The 16,247-nt window shown below is 63.6% G+C and carries 16 protein-coding genes; 3 read left to right on the top strand and 13 right to left on the bottom strand.

The window, feature by feature from the left end:
• Positions 1 to 19: 19 nt before the first annotated feature.
• The 13 genes from PLO63_08620 to PLO63_08560 all read right to left on the bottom strand — a co-directional run bounded on the left by PLO63_08620 (position 20) and on the right by PLO63_08560 (position 13,680).
• Positions 20 to 1,867 (bottom strand): flagellar hook-length control protein FliK, encoded by a 1,848-nt coding sequence (locus tag PLO63_08620; GenBank protein HOI74195.1) that lies wholly within the window; start codon positions 1,865 to 1,867, stop codon positions 20 to 22.
• Between the two features lie 228 nt (positions 1,868 to 2,095).
• Entirely contained in the window at positions 2,096 to 2,701 is a 606-nt protein-coding gene (locus tag PLO63_08615) for a hypothetical protein (protein HOI74194.1), read from the bottom strand.
• Positions 2,698 to 3,138, bottom strand: a complete 441-nt coding sequence (gene fliJ, locus PLO63_08610) for a flagellar export protein FliJ (protein HOI74193.1) — start codon at positions 3,136 to 3,138, stop codon at positions 2,698 to 2,700. The genes PLO63_08615 and fliJ overlap by 4 nt, the downstream gene beginning before the upstream one ends.
• A 4-nt stretch (positions 3,139 to 3,142) precedes the next feature.
• On the bottom strand, positions 3,143 to 4,456 hold the full coding sequence (gene fliI, locus PLO63_08605; GenBank protein ID HOI74192.1) for a flagellar protein export ATPase FliI: 1,314 nt from the start codon (positions 4,454 to 4,456) through the stop codon (positions 3,143 to 3,145).
• Between the two features lie 4 nt (positions 4,457 to 4,460).
• A complete protein-coding gene (locus tag PLO63_08600) occupies positions 4,461 to 5,180 on the bottom strand; it encodes a FliH/SctL family protein (GenBank protein ID HOI74191.1) in 720 nt (239 codons plus the stop codon).
• Positions 5,167 to 6,162, bottom strand: coding sequence for a flagellar motor switch protein FliG (gene fliG, locus PLO63_08595; protein ID HOI74190.1), 996 nt, complete (start codon positions 6,160 to 6,162; stop codon positions 5,167 to 5,169). Before fliG ends, PLO63_08600 begins: the two co-directional genes overlap by 14 nt.
• 39 nt (positions 6,163 to 6,201) lie before the next feature.
• Complete coding sequence (gene fliF / locus PLO63_08590; GenBank protein ID HOI74189.1) at positions 6,202 to 7,791, bottom strand: flagellar basal-body MS-ring/collar protein FliF; 1,590 nt, start codon at positions 7,789 to 7,791, stop codon at positions 6,202 to 6,204.
• Positions 7,792 to 7,871: 80 nt separating this feature from the next.
• Positions 7,872 to 8,165, bottom strand: coding sequence for a flagellar hook-basal body complex protein FliE (gene fliE, locus PLO63_08585; protein ID HOI74188.1), 294 nt, complete (start codon positions 8,163 to 8,165; stop codon positions 7,872 to 7,874).
• A gap of 66 nt (positions 8,166 to 8,231) precedes the next feature.
• Positions 8,232 to 8,657 carry a flagellar basal body rod protein FlgC gene (gene flgC / locus PLO63_08580; protein HOI74187.1) on the bottom strand — a complete coding sequence of 142 codons (426 nt, stop codon included), beginning with the start codon at positions 8,655 to 8,657 and terminating at the stop codon, positions 8,232 to 8,234.
• Between the two features lies 1 nt (position 8,658).
• Positions 8,659 to 9,042 carry a flagellar basal body rod protein FlgB gene (gene flgB / locus PLO63_08575; protein ID HOI74186.1) on the bottom strand — a complete coding sequence of 128 codons (384 nt, stop codon included), beginning with the start codon at positions 9,040 to 9,042 and terminating at the stop codon, positions 8,659 to 8,661.
• Between the two features lie 71 nt (positions 9,043 to 9,113).
• On the bottom strand, positions 9,114 to 10,505 hold the full coding sequence (locus PLO63_08570; protein HOI74185.1) for a sigma-54 dependent transcriptional regulator: 1,392 nt from the start codon (positions 10,503 to 10,505) through the stop codon (positions 9,114 to 9,116).
• Positions 10,506 to 10,537: 32 nt separating this feature from the next.
• Positions 10,538 to 11,359 (bottom strand): histidine kinase dimerization/phospho-acceptor domain-containing protein, encoded by an 822-nt coding sequence (locus tag PLO63_08565; GenBank protein HOI74184.1) that lies wholly within the window; start codon positions 11,357 to 11,359, stop codon positions 10,538 to 10,540.
• Complete coding sequence (locus tag PLO63_08560; GenBank protein ID HOI74183.1) at positions 11,326 to 13,680, bottom strand: tetratricopeptide repeat protein; 2,355 nt, start codon at positions 13,678 to 13,680, stop codon at positions 11,326 to 11,328. Before PLO63_08560 ends, PLO63_08565 begins: the two co-directional genes overlap by 34 nt.
• 234 nt (positions 13,681 to 13,914) lie before the next feature.
• On the opposite strand from PLO63_08560, the gene PLO63_08555 reads away from it, so the two are divergent.
• The 3 genes from PLO63_08555 to PLO63_08545 are packed head-to-tail and all read left to right on the top strand — an operon-like array spanning position 13,915 to position 16,226.
• Positions 13,915 to 14,454: a PilZ domain-containing protein gene (locus PLO63_08555; GenBank protein HOI74182.1), complete on the top strand. Its 540-nt coding sequence runs from the start codon at positions 13,915 to 13,917 to the stop codon at positions 14,452 to 14,454.
• Positions 14,455 to 14,457: 3 nt separating this feature from the next.
• On the top strand, positions 14,458 to 15,315 hold the full coding sequence (gene motA, locus PLO63_08550) for a flagellar motor stator protein MotA (protein HOI74181.1): 858 nt from the start codon (positions 14,458 to 14,460) through the stop codon (positions 15,313 to 15,315).
• Between the two features lie 20 nt (positions 15,316 to 15,335).
• Positions 15,336 to 16,226: a flagellar motor protein MotB gene (locus PLO63_08545; protein ID HOI74180.1), complete on the top strand. Its 891-nt coding sequence runs from the start codon at positions 15,336 to 15,338 to the stop codon at positions 16,224 to 16,226.
• Positions 16,227 to 16,247 lie beyond the last annotated feature (21 nt).

The raw sequence follows: 16,247 nt of genomic DNA, 5'->3' as shown, positions 1-16,247 counted from the left end.
GTGTATGGTTTGTATCCGTTCAGGCAAAGATGCTGATGCCGTCCGTGGCGATCTTCCGTGAAGCCGTCCCGGCGGCCTGAGGAGCCGCGGCTCCGGATTCTCCGTGCTGCCGGCCGGTCCCTGACCCATGGCCGCCCGACTCATTCGTGTTCCGGCCGTCGTAGAGCCCGCCGTATCCCCCGGAAGACCCGCCGTTCGACTGGAGGTCCCGACCCGAGGTCTGCAGGGAAAGCGACTCCACCCGGAGTCCCTGGTCGGAGAGCGCCGCCTTGAGATCCGAGGCGTGTCCCCGCAGGGTGTGAAGCGACTCCTCCCGCTGGACCGACATCATGATCTCCACGGCTTCCCTCCGGACCCTCACGTCCATGTCCAGAGTCCCGAGGTGGTCCGGCGAGAGAATGATACGAACCCGTCCCCCGTCGGTTCCATGTTTCTCGGCAGCCGCCGCCCAGGCTTCGTGGGCCTGTCTCGGGACAGCCGCGGACGGATCGCGAAGGGCCTCCGAAAAGGATCCCGCGGAGGAGGACGGAGGCTTCGCGGCCGCCAGGGCTCCCTGCGCTTCCCCGGAGTTACCGGTGACTGCCTTCTCGACGCCCGATGGTGAAACCTGCTCCGCCGTTTCCCGGAACACCGGGGACGGGGAGTCCGGGGTGGACTGTTTCGCCTGGGAGGCGTCCATCAGCCTGCTTTTCTGTCCTTTTGCAGCCGCCTGGGCAGAGTCTGATTCCGTCCGGCGCACATCGAAGGGGCCGGAGGAAGAGATGCCCTTCGTCCGGACTCCGTCTTTCACAACGCCGGTGCTTGCAGCCGCCTGGGATCCGACCGGACCGGCCGTACGCCGGCCTGCCGGGGCGGCAGCGGATTCAGCGCTCTCCAGCCCGTCTCCCGCCACGCGGGAGGGGGAGCCGGCCGGCTGTCCTTCATTCATCTTTGCATCGTTCCGCGCGGGCCGATTCATTTCCTTCGTCCCGGCGACCGCATCTGCGTCCGCGGGGGCCATGCCCTTTTCAACCGCGGCGGAGCGGAACATCTCCGTTGCCTCCTCGCCTTCAACCGGGCCGGTCGCCCGGGCGGCGTGGTGCTTCGGAACAGAAGGATTTTCAACTTTTCCGGGTCCCGCGGCCGGAACGTTCTCTTCAGCCGGCCGGAGGTCGGAGTCGCTGTAGAACCGGGCCGTCAACCCGGCGGCATGGGAATTCTTCGTCGCGGGTCCTTGAGCGGCCGATTCCATGACCTCCTCCGACTCCATCCCGGTCAGGCCGGAAAGGGTGTCGAGGGGTCTCTGGTCCACGGTTGCGGCTGCGGCCTGATCGTCCGTCATGGTCCCGGGACCTGCCATTTCGACGGGGGCGGGCATTCCCCCGGCAACCGGCGGAGCGGGAAAAATTTTCCCGGTGGCATCCGGTCCGGAAGAATTGGAGGAGTCCGTGAAGGGAACCGTCCCTGTCGTCCCGATTCCTGGTTCCATTTCCTCCGCCTGCCCGGCGGGGAGCGGAACGGGTGGGATGACGGGCTGGGCCTGGAGAAGGGCAAGGGCATCCGTTGGGACGGATTCGGTCTTTTCCCCGTCGGAGGCCTTCCCGGTGTTTTCTTCCGTTTCGTGAACGACGGGCTCCGCATAGCCGTGACCGGTGATCGCGGCCTTTTCTTCTCCATCGGCCGCCTGTTTCGGCTCCGCCGTCTGCTCGGCGAGAATGCGGGAGAAAGAAGGCTCCATGGATGCGGCCGGACGCGAGGCCCGGTCTTTCCCGACAGCCGTAAAGCCGTCCGGAGATTTTACGGGAGCGCCCGCCGGCATGGATCCTTCCCTGAAGAAGGGAGTCTCGCCGATCGGGAATGTCATCATCTGTGTCGCTGCTGGGGTCATCGTTCCATGTTTCCTTTGCCGACTCCTGATTGCAACGGCCGTGCCATCCCACACATCAAACGAAACATGTGCAATTACATTATGTTACAATATGGCCTCCTGGCAAGATGCACCCGGAAGGAAAAACTTTCCGGCCCTGGGAAAGGCAAAAACATCCCGTCGAAGGAACGAAAAAGGGGGGCAGGTTTCAACCTGCCCCCCTCCTGTTGCACTGCTGAACAAACGACCCTATTTTTCCGGCTGGGTCGGCGTCGAATGGGTGATTTCCTTCGTGATCTGGACGGCCTTGTCGACGTTGAGATGCTTCAGCACCAGGCCGGCCCTGTCCTTCTTCATGTACATCGTGATCGCCGCCGCGGTCTTCGTGTCCAGTTTCTCGAGCATGGCCCCCGCCTTGTCCGGGGCCGTCGCGTCGTAGACCTTCGCCAGGTCCTTGAGCCGCTTCACATCCTGGTTCTTTTCCGCCTCCAGGCGCGCGTCCAGCCGCTTCTCCAGGGCGCCCAGGGCGTTCATCTTGTCCAGGATCTCCTTTTTGAGGGCCAGGAGCCTGTCCTCATCGGCACGCACCAGCGCCTCGCGCCTGTCCAGCTCCGCCTTCCGCTTGTCCAGTGCCGCGACAAGGTCCCGTTCCCGCTGCAGTTCATCATCCAGGACGTCCTTGACCCCGGACGGGTTCGCGGATCCACCCTGTCCCGCCGAGGTTCCAGCCCCGGCCAGGACCGGCCGCTCCGATCCGGTCGCCCCGGCGCTCGACAGGGCGCCGCCCGTGGCCGCCAGTTTGATGACCAGGGCAAGAACCACGAGGATCTGCAGGATCCAAAAGGCTTTTCTCATGTTTTCTTCCTCCGGGAGCCGATGACGGCCCGCTCATCCATGGCGGCCTGCTCACGCGTCTCCTCTTCCTTCTTCTGCTCGGAGTCATGACGGTCCCGAAGGGCTTCCATGACCTTCCGCTCCCTCATTGCCTCCACAAGCCGATCCCGCCTTGCCTGCACCTCGTCTTCCTGCTGCTCCACCAGGGATTGCTGCTCCCGGACCAGGCGGCGGCAATTCCGGATATGAACGAGGTGCATCTCCATCTCCATGACCTCGACCGTCTTCTCCTGAAGCTCCCGGAGCCGGCCCAGGGCTTCGCCCACCTGTCTCTCCAGCCCGCCGAGCCGCTCTTTTTCCTCCTTCAGGCGCCGCACCTCTTCCGCGAATTCCATCAGGGAGCGCTCTTCCTGGCGCTTGCGGACATCGAGAACGGTCTGGAGCGGAAACGGCGTCATGTCGTCAGGCTGCCAGCAGGGTCAGAAGCTCGTGCCGCGCCCGGGCAAAATCGATTTTTTCATCCATTCCCTGGCACAGGTAGGCGTTGACCCGGTCGATCATGGCGATGGAGCGGTCGATCTCCGGGTTGCTGCCCTTCACGTAGGCCCCGATGTTGATCAGGTCCTCCGCCTTCCGATAGGTCGCAACGATGTTCTGCAGCTCCCCGGCACACTTGCGATGCTGGTCGTCCGTCACGTCGATCATCACGCGGCTGATGCTCTGCAGAACGTCCACCGCGGGATAATGGTTGCGGCTCGCCAGGGTCCTGGTGAGCGTGATGTGCCCGTCCAGGATGGAGCGCGCCGCGTCGGAGACGGGCTCGTTGAAATCGTCCCCCTCCACGAGGATCGTGTACAGGCCGGTGATGCAACCTTTCCCCTCCACGGGGCCGCACCGCTCCAGGAGCTTGGGCAGCATGCTGAACACCGAGGGCGTGTATCCCTTCGTGGCGGGCGGCTCGCCCACCGAAAGCCCGATCTCCCGCTGAGCCATGGCATACCGGGTGAGGGAATCGATCATGAGCAGGACGTTTTTCCCCTGGTCCCGGAAATACTCGGCGATGGATGTGGCCAGGGAGGCGGCCCGCATGCGGATCAGGGGATGCCGGTCGGAGGTCGCCACCACGACGACGGACCGTTCCAGTCCTTCCCGGCCCAGGTTCTTCTCCAGGAATTCGCGCACTTCCCGCCCCCGCTCGCCGATCAGCCCGATTACGTTGACGTCCGCCTCGGTGCTCCGGGCGATCATTCCCAGAAGGACGCTCTTGCCCACGCCCGATCCGGCGAAGATCCCGAGCCGCTGGCCCTTCCCGCAGGTGAACAGGCCGTTGACAACCCGGACGCCCAGATCCATGGGCTCCCGGATCCGTCCCCGCAGGAGGGGGTTGATGGGGTCCGCATAGAGCGGATAGGAGTCGGTACCCTCGATGGGCCCCCCCACGTCCATGGGGTTGCCCAGGCCGTCGATCACGCGACCCAGCAGGCTGCTGCCGACCCAGACGGAGGCCTTGCGGCCCAGCGACTGGATCTGGCAGCCGGGGCTGAGTCCCTGCATTCCCTCCAGCGGCATCAAAAGGACCTTCCCCTGCCGGAATCCCACCACCTCGGCATGGACAGCCTGGTCCGGACCGGAATGGATGGTGCAGACCTCGCCGATGGAGACGGCGGGGCCGTGTCCCTCCACGACCAGGCCGACGATCTCGCTGATCTTTCCGTAGACCCGGATGGGCTGGATGGAATCCATTCGCTGCCTGAGACGGGACAGGTCAAGCCTCACGAATTCAGCCCCCTCCCTTTTGTTCCGGCGCGCGCGGCCCCGCCGCCGGCCCGGAGGGTCTACCTTTTAAAAGCTCCGCTTTCAGTTCTGTAAGCTGGCGGTCCAGGCGGGCATCCACGTCGCCGAAACGCGTCTCAATGAAGACGCCCCCCCGCCTGACGCCTTCGTCCTGCTCGAAGACGACGTTCCGGAGACCGTCCGTCTGGCGCATGAAATCCTCCCGGATATCAAGCAGGTGCTGGTAATCCTGGGGGTGCATGCGGATCTTGACGCCGTCCCGGTCCATGACGTTCTTCATCGCCGCCTTCAGGACATGCACGACCGAGTCGGGCTGCCGCTCCACTTCCCGGCTGAGAACCTTTTCCGCAACGGTGAAGGCCAGTTCGAGGATGTCCGGCTCCGAATCCTCAATGATCGTTCGCTTCAGGGATGCCATCTCCGCCAGGAGCCCGGCAAGCGTGTCAAGCTGCCGGCGCGCCTCGGCCCGTGCGGCATCCCGGCCCCGCTTCACGCCTTCCCGGAGGCCTTTTTCATAGCTTTCCGCCGCGGAGCGCTCGATCTTCTCCTCGAACTCCAGCCGGAGTCGCTCGCCGTTGGAGCCCTTCCCGCCCTCGCCGGACGCCCCATCACCCCCGGGATACCCCCCCGGAGACGGGAAGCCCGCCGGCCTTTCCACCATCCGGACGTCCGAGGGCCGGAGGATTTTCGACTTAGACGAACTCATCCGCATCCTCTCCCCGGAGGATCACGATCCGCCCTTCCGTCTCCAGGCGCTTGGTGACATCCAGGATGCTCCGCTGGCTGGCCTCCACCTCGGACACCCGCACCGGAGGCATCATCTCGATCTCTTCCTGGAGCATCTCGGCGCCGCGTTTCGACATGTTCTTGTAGACCTTCTGCCGGAGACTCTCGTCCACCATCTTCATGGCCTTGGAAAGCTCCTCCGAGCTGACCTCCCGGAGCAGCTCCTGCAGGCTCCGGTCGTCCAGCTTCAGGACGTCTTCGAAGGTGAACATGAGGCCGCGGATCTCGCTTGCCAGCTCCGGGTCCTGTCCCTCGATGGACGTCAGGATGGCCCCCTCCGTTGAGCGGTTCATCCGGGTCAGGATCTCCGACGCCGTCCGGACGCCGCCGATCAGCTGGTCGGTCATCGAGCCGGTCACGATCTCCTGCTCCAGCGTCCGGGCCACCTCTTCGATGAATTCCTGGGGAACGCTCTTGAGGGTCGCGACCCGTCGGACCACCTCGGTCTGCATCTCCGGCGTAAAGCTCTCCAGGATCATGGCGGCCTGGTCCGGCTTGATGTTGGCCAGGATGAGCGCAATCGTCTGGGGGTGCTCGTACCGCGTGAAATCCATGAGCAGCTTCGGATCGATGTCCCGGAGCTTGTCGATGATGGGATTGTCGCTGCTCCGGGCGGTTCCGACGTCGGAAAGGATTTCCTGGGCATCCTTCTCGCCAAGCGCCTTGGTGACGATGTTCTTCGTCACCCCTTCCTGGACGACGACGGTCCCGCCTCCCTCCTGGGCCATGACGAGGAACTCCCTGGCGACGCCCTGGATGACATCAGCCGGGATGCTGCTGATGCGGTTCATGTACTTGCCCACCCTCCGGATCTCCGACGGCCGCAGGTTGCGAATGACTTCCGCCGCCAGATCCTCGTCCAGGGCCAAGAGCATGATTGCCGCCTTTTCCTCGCCCGTCATGATTTTGTTCCTTCCCTCATGAAGCGTCCGCTTCCTTCTTTATTTCAGCCAGTTTCTGAGCAGTTCGGCAAACTTCTTGGCATCCGCCCCGGCGAGCTGCTGCACCATGGCATCATGGGAAAGCGACGTCAGGTCCGGTCTAGGCTGTGGCAGCGATGCAGCGCCCTCCCTGCTCACACCGGGGATCTCCCGGGAAGCGCCGGGCAGGGACAGAGAAGGGGCCTCCGTACCAACGGCGGCCGGCGGCATCGCCGACAGCAGGCCCCGGAGAAAGGGCCGGACGATGAAAAGAACCACCAGGGCGAGCGCGGCGAGGATCACGATGTAGCGCACAAAAGGCAGAAACGGGGTGAGGCTGTCCTGCCATCGGGCCGACGTGCCGGGACCGTCCGCCTCGGCCCGGCTGAAGGGCATGCTCGTGACGGTCACCTGGTCTCCCCGGGTTGTGTTGAGTCCCGCCGATTTGCGGACCAGGTCTTCCAACTGCTCGACGTCCTTCTTGGGGCGCTCCTGGAACGCCTCCTCCCCCTTGTCGTTCTTCGTATAGACGCCGTCCACCACGACGGCGATGGAGAGCTTCCGGATCTCCCCCGCCGGCAGGACGGTCTTGTTCACCACGCGGTTGATTTCATAGTTGACGGTTTCGTCGGTTTTTTCCTTCTCCGAGCCGGAGCCCGCCGTCGCGGCGCCTCCCGGGGTGGCTGTGGCGCTTCCCGCGCCGCCCCCGGCCGTGCTCCGCTCAGACTGCTTCTGGGTGCTGCGGACCACCGCCGAATCCGGGTCGTAGGTCTCCTCCGTCTTCTCGGTCACGCGGAAATCCAGGTCCGCCGACACGCGGACGACGGCCTTTCCCTTGCCCACCACGTTTTCCAGCATGCTCTGGATCTGGCCGGCCATGTCCTTCTCCACGTTTCGCTGGTACTCGACCTGGGAGGTCGTCAGCTTGGCCAGCCGCGTATCTCCCGGGGCCCGCGACAGGATGTTCCCCTTGCTGTCGACCACGAGCACGTCGTCGGGACTCATTCCCTCGACGCTGCTTGCGACCAGGTAGGCCACTCCGTCCACCTGGTTCTGCCGGAGCGAACGCCCCGACTTCAGCTTCAGGGTCACCGAGGCCGTGGGTCTCTTCTGCTGGTCGATGAAGAGGGAATCCTTGGGAATGGCGATATGGACGCGGCTCTGCTGGATCTCGTCGAGGCTGTTGATCGTCCTCGCCAGCTCCCCCTGCATGGCCCGGCGATAATTCAACTGCTGCTCGAACTCCGTCGCCCCCAGGGATTTCTGATCGAAGATTTCATACCCCACGTGCCCTCCCCGGGGCAGACCGGCGGAGGCAAGCTCCATCCTCAACTCCGGGATGCGGTCGGCAGGCGCCGACACGGTTTCCCCGGACGGGGAGAGCTTGTAGGGAATCTTCTTTTCCTGGAGGCGCTGTACCACCGCCCCCGCATCCTCGCTGGAGAGACCCGAATAGAGAACGCCGTAGTCCACCTGGTTCGACCAGTAGACGAGTCCGAAGACGAGGGCGATGGAGGCGAGCCCCGTCGCAAGAAGGGCCAGCCGCCGTCCCGGCGGGAGGGCCGTCAGGGTCTGTCGAAGGGAGGCGATAATGGCTGAAAAAGGCTGCATGGATCCTTGTTTCCCCCTTTGTCAGCGGCAGGCGTCTCCCTGCCGGAGCAATGGCATTCTTCTCTTGAAGTGACGGCCGCCTACACCGTCATGCGCATGATTTCCTGGTAGGCATCCAGGACCTTGTTGCGTACCTGGATCATGGTCCTGAGCGAGAGATCCGCCTTCTCCATGGCGATCATGGTGGCATGGATGCTGCCGCTGTCCTGAAGCTGGACACGGTTGATCTCCTGGTCGGCCTGCCTCTGGAGCGAATCGATTTCCTGTACGGCCTTCTTCAGGGCATCTCCGAAGCCCTTGCCTGCCGCCCCCTGGCTTTTTCCCGCCCCTGCCGGGGAAATGCCCGCCCCGCCGGTGATTCGCATGTCACTCATGACCGTCTCTCCTCCTGCCCGGTTCCCCGGGCCGCTTCCGTCCGGCCCCACGATGGAGGCCCGGCATTATTTTCCGATCTCCAGGGTCTTCAGGGCCATGTTTTTGGCGGCGTCAAAAGCGGTGACGGTGGCCTCGAAAGACCGGTTCACCGCGATCAGTTCCGCCATCTCGACGATGGGTTGCACATTCGACATCGTCACGACCCCCTTGTCGTCCGCATCGGGATGAGCGGGATCGTAGACCTTGCGGAATCCCTGCGCATCCTCCCGGATGCCATCGATCTTGACGGATCGCACCGAGTCTTTCAGCGCGTCTTCGAAGCTCCCCCCAACCTCCTGGGATGACATGGACACGACCTTGCGGCGGTACGGCCCCCCCTCCGGCGTCTTGGTGGTGGAGGCGTTCGCCAGGTTGCTGGCCACGACGTCCATCCGCGCCCGCTGTGTCGCCAGCGCGTCTCCGCAGATTTTAAATGATGTCATGAAATCCATCTTACTTCGTCTCCTTCAGGACATTGCCGATCCCGCGGAACTTGCGGGCCAGCATCTCGACCGTCATGTTGTACTGAAGCTGGTTTTCCGCCAGGCGGGTCATTTCCCTGTCAAGGCTTGCCCGGCCCTCTTCCCTGCGGACCGAGTAGGAGGCGTCCTTTCCTCCTGTCCGGCCGTCCAGGTGCCGGGGATGGTCCTTCGTGAGCGGCATCGCCCCGCCGGAATGCATCGCCTGCCTGAGGTCCCGGTTGAATTCGAGGTCCGAAGACCGGTAGTCGGGTGTATCGAGATTGGCGACGTTGGACGTGAGAAGCTGGTGGCGCTTTGACCGATAATCCAGCATTTTCGATAGCATATCGATTGTTTTACCGAAAAGTGCGTCCATGTCTCCACCTGTCTCCGTTTGGGGAACAGTCTTGCAAACCCCGTACCACGCTCCTGCTTTTTTCAGCATGGTCAGGATCGGCGATCTTCCTCTTCATATTCGTGAAGCTTGTTCCTCATGGTGCGAACACTGATTCCCAGGATCTTCGAGGCGGCAGTCCGGTTTCCGTTTACTTCTTTCAACGTCTTGAATATCAAGGCCTTCTCCGCATCCCGGAGCGTCATGGCCGGGGTTGCCTGGGCCTCTTCCGGGGACTCCGCGGCAACAGAGGGCGGAGGAGACGGCGGCCGCTCGTCCCGGAACCCTTCCAGGTGAAGGTGTTCCGGACGGACAACCCCGTCCTCGCAGAGGAGAACGGCCCTCTCCATGACGTTTTCCAGCTCCCGCACGTTCCCCGGCCAGTCGTACCGCAGCAGGAGGTCCAGGGACTCCCTGCTCAGGGACGGCACGGACCTTCCGTTCGCCTGGCTGTATTTCCGGAGGAAGTGGGAGGCCAGGAGAGGAACGTCATCCTTGCGCTCCCGGAGTGCGGGAATTTTGACGGGGATGACGCTGAGCCTCCAGTATAGATCCCGACGGAATTTTGACTCCTCCGCCGCCTTTTTCAGGTCCACGTTTGTGGTGACGATGATGCGGACGTCGACGGGAACGGGCTCCCGGCCGCCGACGCGGTCCACCTGCGATTCCTGGATGACCCGGAGCAGTTTGGCCTGCAGGTTGACGTCCATCTCCCCGATCTCGTCCAGGAGGAGGGTGCCGCCGTGGGCCAACTCGAATTTTCCGATTTTCCGCTGGACGGCTCCCGTGAAGGCCCCCTTTTCATACCCGAACATCTCGCTTTCCAGGAGCTGCTGCGGAATGGCGGCGCAGTTGACGGCCACGAAGGGCTTCCCGCTGCGGCCGCTGTTCAGGTAGACATAGCGGGCGAAGAGCTCCTTGCCCGTGCCGCTCTCCCCCTGGATCAGGACGGTGGAGCGGCTGTCGGCGACGCGCTTGAGCAGATGGAGCATCTCCAGGATGGCGGGGTCCGCCGTGATGATGCCGGCCTGGCCGGCGGGGCCGGGGGCGGGACCGGTTTCCGCTTTTTCGGGCGCTTCATGGGAAGCAAGGACGTTGCGGATGATGAATTCCAGGTCGTCCAGGGTGAACGGCTTCATGATGAACTCCGAGGCGCCTTCCTTCATCGCCTCGACGGCGGTGTTCACGGTTCCGTAAGCCGTGGCGAGGATCACCGGCGTGCCGGGGGACTGCCTCTTGATCTCCCTCAGGACGTCCATCCCCCCGACCCGGGGCATTCTCATGTCCGTCACGACGACGTCGTATTTTCCCTCGGCGAACATTTTCAGGGCGACGGCTCCGTCCTCCGCCGTATCCACCGCAAAGCCGCATATCTCAAGGGATTCCGACAGGGCATCCCGCATGGAGGAATCGTCATCGACGACCAGCACGTGCGTTGCTTCCATTCCTTTTCCTCATGTCACTGCATTTCCCCGCTTCACCGGGACGCCGATTCGTTGCCGCCGGAACCGGCCGCCTCCTGGATGCAGGGTAGATAAAGAACCATGGAGAGGCCCGAGGCTTCGTCCTCGACAAAGCGGATGATTCCCCGATGGGCCTCAACGATGTTCCGGATCACGGCCATGAAAATCCCCTGTTCGCTGCTTTTCGCCCCGAAGACCGCCCGGATTCCGGCATGGGAGGGGCTCCCCCCGCCCATCCCGAAGAGGCGGAAACGGATGGCCGCCCAGGCGGCCTCCCCGTCCCGGGAGAGCGCCACAGGGCAAGAGGTCTCGATGACCAGGCGGCCGCCCGCGGTCGAAGCCGTGAGCGCCTTCAGAACCATCTGAACAAGCAGATGCTTCAGCATCGGGCGGTCTCCCCGGATCAGGGGATCTCCCGCGCCGTAGCGGATTTCAAGAAACGTCTCGTCACCATCCATGAACGTCTCGGAGGACTGGAAGATCTCCCCCAGGACCTCGTGGATGCGGACCGGGCGGAGGCTGAATCCGTAGATCCAGCTCGCCGACAGCAGGCTGGAGATTCTTCCCTCGATCTCGCGCACGCAGGACAGGATGCGCTTCAGCCGGAGCCGGACCTTCTCGTCCTCGATGTCCCGGAGCAGGAGGGCCGTCGTCAGTTCGATCGAGCCCAGGGGGTTCCGGATCTGGTGAGCCACCTCCTCCGCCATCCCCCCGAGCGCCGCGAGGGTCTCCCGGCGCCAGAGGGCCTCATCCTCTTCCCGGGAGCGGCGCACGGGCTGATCATCCGGCGTTCCCGGTCCGCTCAGCGGATGACGTCCCTGAATTTTCTCGACCAATGCGCATCCTCCTTCGAAAAGTCGGCCACTTTCCCCCAGAATTCATCCTCTCCCGCGCCTTTCACCTGGGCAAACGCCTTGTCCGCCCCGGCCAGGTTGCCCTGCTTCTCCAAAGTCCGACCCATGCGGTACCAGGACCACCGGCGAAGTGACGCATCCGGGGCCGTGTTCGAGACCTCCGCCAGGAGCTTCATCCCCTCCTCGGCTGCACCCTCTTTCAGATAGGAGTCCGCCAGCCGGAGGCGTCCGTCAGCCAGGAGGGTCGCCTGCCGCTCCGGGTCGGCGGAAAAACCCTGGAGCGCTTTCCGATACTGGTCGATCGCCTGGGGAATCCGCCCCTCCGCCTCCAGGAGCATGGCCAGCTCCCGGTGCAGAAAAGGATCCTCCACCTGGTCGGCGTGAACGTTCAGGGCCTCCCCATACCGCAGGATCGCGTCGCTCTTCCGTCCGGCGATCCGGTCAACCCCCGCGCGGAGCGCGGCCAGCTCCTTCTGCAGGCCCGCGTCCCCGGGTTGCCGGATCTCCTGCAGGATGCGCGTCGCCTCCGCTGTATCCCGCCGTTCGAGATTCAGCCTGGCGATGGAAACCGCCAGCCGATCCCGGGCCCGTTCGTCCGGCGCCTGCCGGCGGAGGGCCATCCACAGGGATTTCGCATCCGCGTCAAGGCCAACGGCGGCCAGGCTCTTGCCGATTCTGTAGAGGCGATCGAAATTGAGACCCTGCCGGAGGTCCCGGAAGGGGACCTGGAAATACAGGGCGGCCGCCATGGTGTGATCGCCCGCATGGAAAGACTCATCCAGAACCTTCTCCACGGAGGCCATCATCCAGTTGCGGCTGGAGGCGGCAAACGCCCCGAGAGGATAGGTCGCCACCACATGCTGAAACTCGCGGTAGGCTTCCCGGTGACGCCCTTTCCGCCACAGGCCGTAGGCTCTCTGAAACCGGACCCGCTCGATGAGGCCGTGATTTGTGGTCGCCTTCAGGATCTGGTTGTACGTCTCCAGGGGATCCCGGAATGCCGGGGCCAGGGCCAGGAAGAACGGGACCTTCAGGTCCGGCCTGGCCAGCCCGATATTCGCCGCGGCGAGCGTGCTTTCCACACCCTCCCAGGAATCGGGCTTCATCTCCTTGACCCGGCTGAACACCGCCATGGCGGCGGCCGGCCTGTCCGCGTTGTAGAGCGTACATCCCAGGACATAAAGCGTGACCGCTGTTTTCTCGCCTGCCGGATGGAGGCTGGCTGCAAGGGAGAGGATCCGGATGGCCTCGGCATGCTGATTCGACCAGTAGTGGGCCAGGCCCAGGTTCAGCAGGGCGTCCGCGGGCAGGGCCGACAGGTCCGGCCACCGGGCCAGGGCGGCCTGCGCACTTTTCAGGGCCGAATCGATCCGCCCCCCGGAAAGGTGGATTCCAACCAGATGCAGGATCGCCTCCCGGGCCTTCGGATGATCCGGACGGCGGGCCAGGAAGTCTTCCAGGCGCGCGGCCGCCAGGTCCAGTTTCCCCGTCTTCATGTTCATTTCGCCGATGAACAGGGGGGCATCCGCGGCCAGAGGGGAATCGGGATAGCGAATCAGCAGCTTTTCCATTGCCGCCGCGGCCTCGTAGTAGAATTTCAGCTTCTCATAGGCTTGGGCCAGGTTGAAATAGGCCCGGTCGTTTCCGGCGACGGGATCCGGATGCCCCTCCAGGATCCGCTTGTAGTCTTCGACCGTCTCCAGCAGTTTTTTGTTGTTTCCTTCCGCCAGATGAAAGGAGCAGTCCGCCAGGAGGCGCTTCGCCTGCTCCTGCGCCGTTGCGTCGACATTATTTTGACGCAGCAGCTCCGACAGCATTCCGGCGGCCCGTTCATAGCGGCCGCCGTCATACTCCGCCCGGGCGGGCTGAACGAGGGGATGGACGGATACGGCGGACGGTGTTGAGCCTCCGGAGGCCGCCGGCGTCGACGCAGCGACTCCGCGTTCCGCCCCGCCGGAGGCATTCTCCATCTTGTCAATCTCTTGACGCGTTGCCTTTTCTGACTCCGAAGCGGGAGCGGGGGGGGCCACGGAAGGAGCAGCGGGAGCCGCCGTAGAGTCGGCCCGGCTGACCACAGCGGGGACGGCAACGTCCGCCGGACCGCCCATGGCAAAATGCCAGACGGCGGCGGAGGCCGATGCCAGGACGATGACGCCCAGAGAGAGGATCATCGACATCCTTTTGACCCGCGAACCCTGGAAGGCCCTCTTCAGGGCCCCGGCAATCCGGGTCCCTTGGTTCCGGATCGTCCCGGCATAGCTGCCCATCACCCGGAACCCTCGTCCGAACAGACTGAACGACACCTTTCCCTCCCGTGAAGATCCGTCCCCGGCCTGCGGAGACGGGTGGTTGAATGCAGACAAGATGAAGATCCGCAAGGATCCCGACCCTGGAAAAGCAAGTTGCATACCATTCCATCATGAGAGGACTGCACCCTGGCCGTCCTCCTGGCATTTCCTTTGCATTAAAACCGGGTCGAAGCGATGTCGGTTCGAGCCACACACGAACACGGAATACAAAAGGATGAGATGACACCCATGGAAAAGGAAACATCGGCAAACCGCAGGGAATTCTCGAGAGTGTATGCGTATATCCCCATGTCTTTCCGCAAGATCCTGCCGGAGGAGCGTCCCATCGTGCGCTGCCGTATGGCAGGGGATTCCCTGCTCACGGGATCGAACGTTCCCGTCCCCGAAATCGGAGACCGTATCCTTTATGAATGGCTGAAGATGCTCAACAACAAGCTGGACGGCATTGTACGGCTGCTGACGATCCACGCCGAGGGCTTTCAGTCCCTCCAATCCAAGGCGGTCCAGATCAGCGGAAGCGGCATGAGCTTCTCCTCGGCGGAGCCGTTCGAACCGGGGGACATGGTGGAGATCAAGATGATCCTCACCGTAAACCAGCCGGCGGCCCTCTTTGCCTACGGGGAGGTCATCAAGGTGGACCGGCAGACCAGCGGGCATATTATAGCCACATCCTTCGTAAAAATGGACGACCAGATCCGCGACGAGATCGTCCGGTTCGTATTCGAGCGCGAGAGGGAAATCCTCCGTGAAAAAAGGCAGGCGGAGTAGTTCATGATCGTCATCATCGGTTGCGTCGTCGTACTGGTCGCCGTCATCGGCGGCTACCTCATGGAGCATGGGAACCTCTCGGTCCTCTTCCAGCCCGCGGAGCTCGTCATCATCGGCGGGGCGGCCATCGGAGGCCTCATCATCGCGACGCCCATGAAACTGCTCAAGAGCATCATGGCTTCGTTCCTCGACCTCTTCACGGGCAAGTCCCTCGGATCCGCGGACTACCTGGAGGCCCTGATGCTTCTCAACGGCCTCTTCTACAAGATCCGCCAGGAGGGGCTGGTCTCCGTCGAATCGGACGTGGACCAGCCGGAAAAGAGCGCCCTGTTCAACAAATATCCCAAGATCCTGAAGAACCCCCGCGCCATCGGCCTCGTGACGGACACGCTCCGGATGGTCATGACCACGACCATCGCCCCCCACGAGTTGGAGGCCCTCATGGACACGGAAATCGAAGGGCATTTCGAAGAGATGATCAATCCCTCCAAGACCGTGACCTTCGTGGCCGACGGCCTCCCCGGACTCGGTATTGTCGCCGCGGTCCTGGGCGTCGTTCTGACCATGGGAAAGATCGGCGCCCCGCCGGAGGTCCTCGGGCACAGCATCGGGGCGGCCCTGGTGGGAACCTTTCTCGGCGTCCTTCTGTGCTACGGGTTTGTCGGACCCATGGGCCGGAACATGGAGCACAAGGCCATGGAGGAGATCCAGTACCTCCAGGTCTACAAGGCCGCGCTGATCGCCTTCATCGGCGGGGCGGCGCCGAAGGTGGCCATTGAATTCGGACGGAGGGTCATCCCCTCCCACGACAAGCCCAGCTTCCTCGATGTCGAGGCGGCCCTGCGGAAAGCGAAGCGCTGACCGCAGCGGAGGAAACCGGCATGGAAGATCGCGCTCCCATCGTCATCCGCAGGATCAAGAAGAAGAAGCACGCCGAGCATCACGGCGGCTCCTGGAAGGTGGCCTACGCCGATTTCGTCACGGCCATGATGGCCTTTTTCCTTCTCCTGTGGCTGATCACCATGGTTTCGCCCGACAAGAAGCTTGCCGTTTCCGAATATTTCAAGAATTTCAATGTATTTAAAGAGGAGTCCGCAGGTGGCCGCTCTTTCATGGACAAGAACGCCGCGGTCCTGACCCTGACCAACAAGGCCATCCGCCTGGGCCCCCAGGACCTGGCAACGAAGCTCAAGAAAGCCGTGGACGAAAAGCTGGGGCAACTGAAGGACCAGGTTCAGGTGGACATCATCGAGGGAGGGGTTCGCATCCAGATCATCGACCTGGAGGGCAGCACGATGTTCCAGAGCGGCAGTGCGGACCTGACCGACAAGGCCAGGACGATCCTCAACCTTGTTTCGGAAAACCTCCGGGAGCTGCCGAACCGGATCGCCGTGGAGGGACACACGGACTCGGCCCCGTTCCGGGGATCCCAGATCACGAACTGGGAGCTTTCCACGGCCCGGGCATCCGCCGCACGTCGGGAAATGGAGAACGACGGCGTCGACCCCGGCAAGATCGCCCGGGTCGTCGGCTACGCGGACCAGGAGCTCTACATCAAGGAGAATCCCAAGGACCCCCGGAACCGGCGCATCAGCGTGATCGTCCTGCAGGGAGAAGGAACCGCGGCATCGCCCCCGGCGGCACCGCCCATTCCTCCCGGCGCGACCGTGCCGATCCCGGCGGCCACCCAGGTGGGAACGGGAACATCGGAAGCGCCGCCGGCACCTTCACAGGGCCCGACCCAGGGCGGCTCCGCTCCCGCGTCCCGCTGAGCGCGGGACCCGCCATACCCG

This window comes from Syntrophales bacterium (assembly GCA_035363115.1).
Taxonomy (GTDB): Bacteria; Desulfobacterota; Syntrophia; order Syntrophales; family PHBD01; genus PHBD01.
The sequence above is the reverse complement of the archived record's forward strand: the minus strand, read 5'-3'. Positions and strand labels throughout refer to the sequence as shown.